The organism is Streptomyces sp. NPDC059567, assembly GCF_042735655.1.
Lineage (GTDB): Bacteria > Actinomycetota > Actinomycetes > Streptomycetales > Streptomycetaceae > Streptomyces.
In genome coordinates this window covers 110,540-118,686 of the sequence record NZ_JBHWBS010000007.1, presented here as the reverse complement: position 1 = coordinate 118,686, position 8,147 = coordinate 110,540, and the positions used below count along the sequence as shown (strand labels likewise).

Here is an 8,147-nt window from a genome sequence, read left to right as displayed (position 1 = left end):
GGGCGGGGCCCCCGACCGCAGAGTGCATCGACCGGGGGCGCCCCCCCCCCGGGGGGGGGGGGCCGGGGCGGCGCGGATGGCGGGGCCGGCCCCCCCCCCCCCGCGGCCCGGGGGGGGGGGCCCCCGCGTTCGGAGCGCCGGTCCCAGAACAGCGCGACGCGGCGCCGCTCACGGACCGCGCTGCGGATGCGGCTGCGGACGAGGTGGGCGACGACTCCACGGGCGTACGCGACGGGATGGTCGGCGCCGCGCACCCGGTCCCAGCGGTGCCAGAGGGCGACCATCGCGTCCGCCGCGAGATCATCGGCCGCGTCGACCTCCCCGGTCAACAGGTGGGCGAGGCGGGCGAGTTCGGCGTAGTGGCGCTCGAAGAACGCACGGAACTCCGTCGCGTCCTCATCGACGGCTGTGGCCACGCCGGCCTCTCTCCCCGCCGTCGGCGCGCTCCGGTTCACCCGCGGGGGCCGGTCCCGTGCTGCCGCGTGCCTCCAGTTCGGGTGCGATCAGGACGGTGCCGACGGGCTCCTGCTCGTCCAGGTGGGCGAAGAGCCTTTCGACGGCGAGCCGCCCCATCTCCTGGGCGGGCACGCCGACGGAGGTGAGCGGCACGGACGCCTCGGCCGCCACCTGGCCGGCGCAGACCGCGACCACCGAGACGTCCTCGGGCACCGCGCGCCCCTGCTGACGCAGCAGCGCGAGCAGCGGCTCGACGGCGGCCTCGTTCTGGACGACGAGTGCGGTGGTGTGGGGGCGTTCCTCGAAGATCCGGGTGACGGTCGCGGCGACCGCGGCGTAGGTGCCGTCGCAGGGCCGGTGGAGCAGGCCGACGGACCGCTCGGCCGCCGCGCCGCGCAGTCCCACCAGGGTGCGTTCGGCGAAACCCGTGCCGCGGGCGTACACGGCCGGCGGCTCGCCGAGGACCGCGATCTGCCGGTGGCCGAGGTCGGCGAGATGGTCCACGCACTGGGCGCCGGCGGCCCCGAAGTCCAGGTCGACGCAGCTGAGTCCGGTGGTGTCGGCGGGCAGGCCGATGAGGACCGCGGGGCGCTCGGCCGCCTTCAGATGGGGCAGGCGCGGGTCCTCGAGTTCGACGTCCATCACGATCATCGCGTCGGCCAGTGCGCTGCCCTCGACGCGGTGGAGCGCCTCCGGGCCCTCCTCGCCGGTGAGGAGCAGGACGTCGTAGCCGTGGGCACGGGCCGTCGTGGTGACGGCCATCGCGATCTCCATGAGCACGGGCACGTGCATGTCGGTGCGGATGGGCATCATCAGCGCGAGGATGTTCGTGCGGCTGCTGGCGAGTGCGCGGGCGCCCGCGTGCGGGCGATAGCCGAGCTCCTCGATGCTGCGTCGGATGCGCTCGCGGGTCGCGGTGGAGATCGACCGCTTTCCGCTCAGCACGTAGCTGACGGTGCTGGCCGAGACTCCGGCGTGGCGCGCGACATCGGCGAGGGTCACCATGCTGGTCTCCGCCCCGTTCTCCACGACTCTGTTCGGGCAAGCGCTTCGACGCGCTGCGGACCCGACCCTATCGGTTGCCGTGCTCACGACGAAGAGCGGTGCCGGGCAGACCCTGAACACAGGGGCCTGCCCGGCCGATTCGTACGCGACCGCTCGTCTGCGGGGCGCTGCTATGCGAGCAGTCCGGCGTACGAGCCCATGGCCAGGGCGATGTCCGCCTGGGCCCAGAACCGGTGGTACGTGAAGACGGGCGCGGCGCCGCCCGCGAGGTAGGCCTCGATCTTCGGCCAGGCGGGGTCGTCCTGGTAGAAGGTGCGGAGCGAGGCGAAGGTGGACGAGGAGTTCACGGTGTCGCCGTTCGGCATGGTGCCGCTCCAGCCGCTCGGTACGTACACCGGGTCGTCGAACCGGTTGTAGTCGGCGCGGGTCTCCGGGACGGCGATGCCGAGCGGGTCCTGGTGGTGGGTCCACATGCCGTCGAGGAGGGCCTTGGCGACCCGCTTGGCCTCGGCGTGCCCGGACTTGGCCGCGTAGTAGGTGAGGGACTTGGCGTAGGCGGCGGCCACGCCGACGTCGTCGGTGTAGTCGGTGACGGTGACATGGAGTCCGGCGTTGGCGCCGGGGTTCGCGGCGTTCCAGGTGTCGGGGGCTCCGGACCACTGGAGGGTGGAGGGGATGCGGTAGGTGCCGTCGGGGTTGATCGTGGTCTTCGACAGCGCCCAGCCGACCCACTTGTCGAGCACGGTCTCGGCGGCCGCGTCACCGGTCTGCCGGTAGTACTCGGCGACCCGCTCCATGGACCACGCCTGGAAGCCGAACCACTGGTTGGACGCCGGGTCGTGATAGACGGGCTTCTCGTCGTAGAAGAGGCCGTGGAAGGTCGGGGTCCCGGCCGGGGGCTGGGCGTAGCGGCCCTGCCAGCTGTTGGTCGCGCCGCCGGCGATGGCGCCCTCGTCGGACTGGAGCCAGCGGTAGAACTCCAGCTGCCGGTCGAGGCTGGTCGCCCAGTCCGCCGCGCCGGTCGCCGACTTGGGCTTCAGCGGGGCGTACTCGCTGAGCGCGTAGGCGGCGAGCGGGTTCTGGTAGCCGCCGTGGGCGTGGCTGGAGCCGATCCGCCAGGACCAGCCGGCCGAGGTGTCGGTGGCGCCGCCCCAGGCGTAGTACCAGGACATCAGGTAGTGGGCGCTGTCCTTGCCGGTGCCGGCGGGGCAGGCGGTCGGTCCGACGCAGTTCCCGGACTTCTTGAAGTACTTGTCGAACATCGCGTACCGCAGGTAGTCGCCCATCTTGGCGGCCTTGGAGACCGTCGTGGTGACCTGGGCCCCCTTGCCCTGCTCCTTGGCCCAGACGTCGGCCCAGTAGGCGGCCTGGACGGCGCGGGCGTCGGCGTCGGGGGCGTTGGTGAACTTCCACTGCTTGGCGTAGGAGGCGTCCCCGGTGAAGAGGTCGAGGTAGCCGTTCCTGCCGCCGTAGGTGAAGGTGTCGCAGGTGGGGTGGGGGACGGTCTCCCAGACGGACTCCTGGGGGCCGCGCTGGAAGGTGTTGATGTACGAGGGTCCTGTCGCCGTCGGTCCGGCGGAGCACTTCCCGGGCTCGTTGCCGTAGCCGTAGACGTTGTCGACGTCCTGGAGCCAGTGCATCCCGTAGATGTCGTCGGTGCCGTACGCGGTCTTCAGCTCTCCGGCGATCGGGTCGGGGCCGACGGTGACCCCGGAGTCGAGCCGGGCCGGGTACTGGGACGGCAGGTCGTGCTCGGGTGCGTAGGTGGCGGGCTTGGACGCGTTGTAGGTGCCGGTCGTCGGCTGGTCGGCACGGGTGGGGATCATGAACTCCTCCATGGTGTCCCACGCGCCGTTGAACTTGGTCCAGTCACCGGTGATCTTCCCGTACATCGCCTGGAGCCAGATCAGATAGCTGTACGCCTCCGAGGTCGTCTCGTGCCCGTGGTCGGGGGCCTCGACGATCAGGGTCTCGACGGAGTGGTACGGGACGCCCTCGGGCGAGAAGTAGCCGTTGGCCGGGTTGGTGATCTTCCCGTGGAGGTCGAGGAAACGGGCGTCGTAGGTGGAGTCGGCGGCCAGCTGGGCGACGGTGACCTCGGCCTTGGTGTGGCCGGGGGCGGTCGCGGTGAAGACGGCCGAGCCGGTGCCGGTGGCCGCGGCGGCGACGGTCACCTTCTGGGCGGTGTTCCAGTTCGCCGGGGTGAAGGTGAGGCTGCCGGGGGTGGCGGTGAGGTTGGTGTTGCCCGAGGTGCGGGCGACGGTCACCGTGACGTCGGCGGCCGGCTGGGTGGAGAGCTTCAGGTCGTAGCTGCCGGTGGCCCCTTGGCGTACGCCGAACTGGGCGGGGGTGGCGACGAGTGCGGGTCCGGCGGCGACGGTGATCCCGACCGGGGCCGACTCGGCGGAGGCGCCGAGGCTGTCGTGCGCCTTGGCGTAGAGCGAGTGGGGGCCGGCCGCGAGGCCGGTGACGCCGAGGGTGAAGGGGGCCGTGGTGTCCGTGCCGAGAAGTGTGGTGTCGCTGTAGAACTCCACCTTGTCCACGGTCGCGCCGTCCGCGGCGGCCGCGGTGGCGGCCAGCGGCACCGGGTCGCCCGCGGTGAAGACCGCCCCGGGGGCGGGGCTGGTGAGCACGGCGACCGGCGGCTGGTGGGCGCCGGTGCAGGGGGTGCCGTTGACGGCGAAGGCGGTCGGAGCGGCGTTGGTGCCGCTGTACGTGAACTGGGCGCCGGTCGTGACGGCCGCTCCCGCCGCGATCGTCCTGTTCCAGTCGGCGTGGGTGACCGTCACGTTCTTCCCGGACTGGGACCAGGTGCCGCTCCAGCCGTTGGAGAGCTTCTGGTCGCCGCCGTAGGCGTAGGTCAGCGTCCAGCCGTCGAGCGGGGTGGTGGCGCGGTTGGTGAGGGTGAGCTCGGCCGTGAAGCCCGAACCCCAGTCGTTGGTCTTGTAGTCGACGCTGCACTGCACCGCCGCCGCGTGGGCGGTGGTGGTGCCGACGGCGGTCGGACCCAGCGGGAGGGACAACGCCGCGGCCAGCGCGGTCAGCAGCCTGCGCGTTCTCGGTGGTCGTCGTCGTGGTGGTGGCATGGGGGCGGTTCTCCTCGCGGCTCGGGGAGGTGGGGCTTGCGGGTGAGGAACAAGCTCTGAACCAGTGGGAGCGCTCCCACTGTGCAGTTGGGACACAAGGGCGTCAAGGCGCGTGAAGAGTCGAAGACATTCGACCGAGAAGTTCGTCAACTCCTCTTTTCCTTGGCGTCAGTTGACGCTACGGTCTGGCCCCACCAGTGGGAGCGATTCCGTCAGTCGGCGCGTCGTCCAGCGATGCGCCCTCGCTGCAAGGAGTCGCTCATGCGACATCCCCCACGCTTGTCCGCGCTGCTCACCGGAGCGGCGTTGACCATGGCCGGCACCGCTCTCGCCGTGGTCGGTACGGCCTCAGGAGCAGCGGCCGCGCCTCCCTGCACGGTGGACTACCGGGTCGTCGGCGAGTGGGCCGGCGGGTTCCAGGGGTCCGTGACCGTCACCAACAACAGTGCGGCGCTCAGCAGTTGGAGCCTCGGCTTCGACTTCCCGGCCGATCAGAGGATCAGTCAGGGCTGGGGCGGCAAGTGGTCCCAGTCCGGCGCGACGGCCACGGCCGTCAACGAGAGCTGGAACGGCTCCCTCGGTACGGGCGTGAGCGTCACGGCCGGGTTCATCGCCTCCTGGTCGGGCGCCAACACCGCGCCCACGTCCTTCACGCTCAACGGGACCGTCTGTAACGTCGATCCGGGACCGGACCCGACGCCGACGACTCCCACGCCGACCCCCACCGATCCGACCGACCCGCCCGACCCCGTCTCCGGCGCGCCCGAACTGAGCGTCGCCGGCACCCGGCTCACCGACCAGAACGGCGCGACCCGTCGTCTGCTCGGAGTCAACCGCTCGGGGGCCGAGTTCATGTGCGTCCAGGGCCACGGCATCTTCGACGGCCCGGTCGACGACGCGTCCGTCCGCGCCATCGCGGACTGGAAGGCCAACACCGTACGCATCCCGCTCAACGAGGAGTGCTGGCTGGGCCTGGACAACATCAAGCCCGAGTACCGGGGCGCGAACTACGCCGACGCCGTGAAGGGACTCGTCGAGCGCGTCCTCGCCCACGGCATGACCCCCATCGTCGAACTGCACTGGACCTACGGGCAGTACACCGGCAACTCGGCGGGCTGCTCCGACGTCCACGCCTCCTGCCAGAAGCCGATGCCCGACGCCCAGTACACACCGGCCTTCTGGACCTCGGTCGCCGACACCTTCAAGAACGACCGCCGGGTCGTCTTCGACCTGTTCAACGAGCCGTATCCGGACCGGGCGACGTCCACCACCGCGCAGGCGTGGACGTGCTGGCGCGACGGCGGCACCTGCCCGGGCATCGGCTACGAAGTGGCCGGAATGCAGGACCTGCTGGACGCGGTCCGGGCCACGGGCGCCCGCAACCTCGTGCTCGTCCCCGGCATCGCGTACTCCAACGATCTGAGCCAGTGGCTCTCGCACCGCCCCACCGACCCGGCGGGCAATCTGGCCGCCGCCTGGCACGTCTACAACTTCAACACCTGCTCCGACGAGACGTGCTGGGACAGCACCCTCGCTCCGGTCGCCGCGCAGGTACCCCTCGTCGCGGGCGAGATCGGCGAGAACACCTGTGGTCACGGCTTCATCGACCGCGTCATGAGGTGGTTCGACGACCGCGGGCTCTCGTACCTCGGCTGGACCTGGAACACCTGGAGCTGCGCCTCCGGGCCGGCCCTCATCACCTCGTACGACGGCACACCCACCGCATTCGGCATCGGGCTGCGCGACCATCTGCGCGCCCTGAACTGAAAGGCACACCACGAAATGAGCCGCACAACGAGCCGCACCGCCCTCCTGGCGGCCATCGGCCTGATCACGGCGACCGGCGCCACCGCCACCGTCATGACCAGCACCGCCGGAGCAGCCGCGGCCGGCTGCACGGTCGACTACCAGGTCACCAACCAGTGGAACACCGGCTTCGGGGCCAACGTCACCGTCACCAACACCGGTGACCCGCTGAGCTCCTGGACCCTGGAGTGGTCCTACGCGAACGGCCAGCAGGTCACCCAGGGCTGGAACGCCACGATCACCCAGTCCGGCGCCGCCGTGACCGCCAGGAACGTGTCGTACAACGGCAGCCTGGCGACGGGGGGTTCGACCTCCTTCGGCTTCAACGGGTCCCACACGGGCACCAACGCCGTCCCCGCCACCTTCACGCTCAACGGGGTCGTCTGCAACGGCGCCACCCAGCCGCCGACGACCCCGCCCACCACTCCCCCGACGACGCCACCCACCACCCCGCCGCCGGCGGGCACCAAGGCCGACAACCCGTACGTCGGTGCCCGGGTGTACGTGAACCCCGAGTGGTCGGCGAAGGCCGCGGCCGAGCCCGGTGGGACCAGGATCTCGAACCAGCCCACCGGCGTCTGGCTGGACCGCACGGCCGCCATCGCCGGTGTGAACGGCGGCATGGGTCTGCGCGACCACCTCGACGAGGCCCTGGTCCAGAAGGGCAGTGGAGAGCTCGTCGTCCAGCTCGTCATCTACAACCTGCCGGGCCGGGACTGTGCCGCGCTCGCGTCCAACGGCGAGCTGGGCCCGACGGAGATCGACCGGTACAAGACCGAGTACATCGACCCGATCTCCGCGATCCTCGCCGACCCGAGGTACGCGGCCCTGCGGATCGTCACGACCGTCGAGATCGACTCGCTGCCCAACCTCGTCACCAACGTGTCCGGGCGCCCGACGGCGACCGCGAACTGCGATGTGATGAAGAGCAACGGCAACTACATCAAGGGCGTCGGCTACGCCCTGAACAAGCTGGGTGCGATCGGCAACGTCTACAACTACGTGGACGCGGGCCACCACGGCTGGCTCGGTTGGGACGACAACTTCGGCGCGTCCGCCGAACTCTTCAGGACGGCCGCCCAGGCCGAGGGATCGACCCTCGCGAACGTCCACGGCTTCATCGTCAACACGGCCAACTACAGCGCGCTGAAGGAGAACCACTTCACGATCGACGACAGTGTGAACGGCGTGTCCGTGCGCCAGTCGAAGTGGGTGGACTGGAACCGCTACGTCGACGAGCTGTCGTACGCCCAGGCGATGCGCGACAAGCTGGTCTCGCTCGGCTTCGACTCGAAGCTCGGCATGTTGATCGACACCTCCCGCAACGGCTGGGGCGGAACCGCCCGGCCCACCGCCGCGGGCGCGACGACCAGCGTCGACACCTATGTCAACGGCGGCCGCTACGACCGGCGCATCCACCTCGGCAACTGGTGCAACCAGTCGGGTGCGGGGCTCGGCGAACGGCCGCAGGCCGCGCCGGCCGCGGGCATCGACGCGTACGTGTGGATGAAGCCGCCGGGCGAGTCGGACGGTGCCAGCAAGGAGATCCCGAACAACGAGGGCAAGGGCTTCGACCGGATGTGCGACCCGACGTACACGGGCAACGCCCGTAACGGCAACAGTATGTCGGGGGCGCTGGGGGACGCTCCGCTCTCCGGGCAGTGGTTCTCGGCCCAGTTCCAGGAACTGATGAAGAACGCCTACCCGGCGCTGTGACGGGGCGGGGGGGGGGGGGGGCGGCGGGCGCGGGGCCCCCCCCCCCCCGCCCGCGCGCCCCGCGCGCGGCCAGCGCGC

4 protein-coding genes and 1 pseudogene are annotated in these 8,147 nt (G+C 71.1%); 2 read left to right on the top strand and 3 right to left on the bottom strand.

Features of this window, described 5'->3' with window-relative positions:
* Positions 1 to 123: 123 nt before the first annotated feature.
* The 3 genes and pseudogenes from ACFVZW_RS06145 to ACFVZW_RS06135 form a co-directional block, all read right to left on the bottom strand.
* Positions 124 to 416, bottom strand: a pseudogene (locus ACFVZW_RS06145) (sigma factor); the annotation flags it as partial.
* Complete coding sequence (locus ACFVZW_RS06140; RefSeq protein ID WP_384517398.1) at positions 397 to 1,461, bottom strand: LacI family DNA-binding transcriptional regulator; 1,065 nt, start codon at positions 1,459 to 1,461, stop codon at positions 397 to 399. The pseudogene ACFVZW_RS06145 and the gene ACFVZW_RS06140, both read right to left, overlap by 20 nt.
* Before the next feature lie 170 nt (positions 1,462 to 1,631).
* Positions 1,632 to 4,547 carry a glycoside hydrolase family 48 protein gene (locus ACFVZW_RS06135; protein WP_384517394.1) on the bottom strand — a complete coding sequence of 972 codons (2,916 nt, stop codon included), beginning with the start codon at positions 4,545 to 4,547 and terminating at the stop codon, positions 1,632 to 1,634.
* Between the two features lie 261 nt (positions 4,548 to 4,808).
* On the opposite strand from ACFVZW_RS06135, the gene ACFVZW_RS06130 reads away from it, so the two are divergent.
* Positions 4,809 to 6,314: a cellulase family glycosylhydrolase gene (locus ACFVZW_RS06130; RefSeq protein ID WP_384517391.1), complete on the top strand. Its 1,506-nt coding sequence runs from the start codon at positions 4,809 to 4,811 to the stop codon at positions 6,312 to 6,314.
* A gap of 15 nt (positions 6,315 to 6,329) precedes the next feature.
* Positions 6,330 to 8,069, top strand: a complete 1,740-nt coding sequence (locus ACFVZW_RS06125; RefSeq protein WP_384517388.1) for a glycoside hydrolase family 6 protein — start codon at positions 6,330 to 6,332, stop codon at positions 8,067 to 8,069.
* Positions 8,070 to 8,147: the final 78 nt, after the last annotated feature.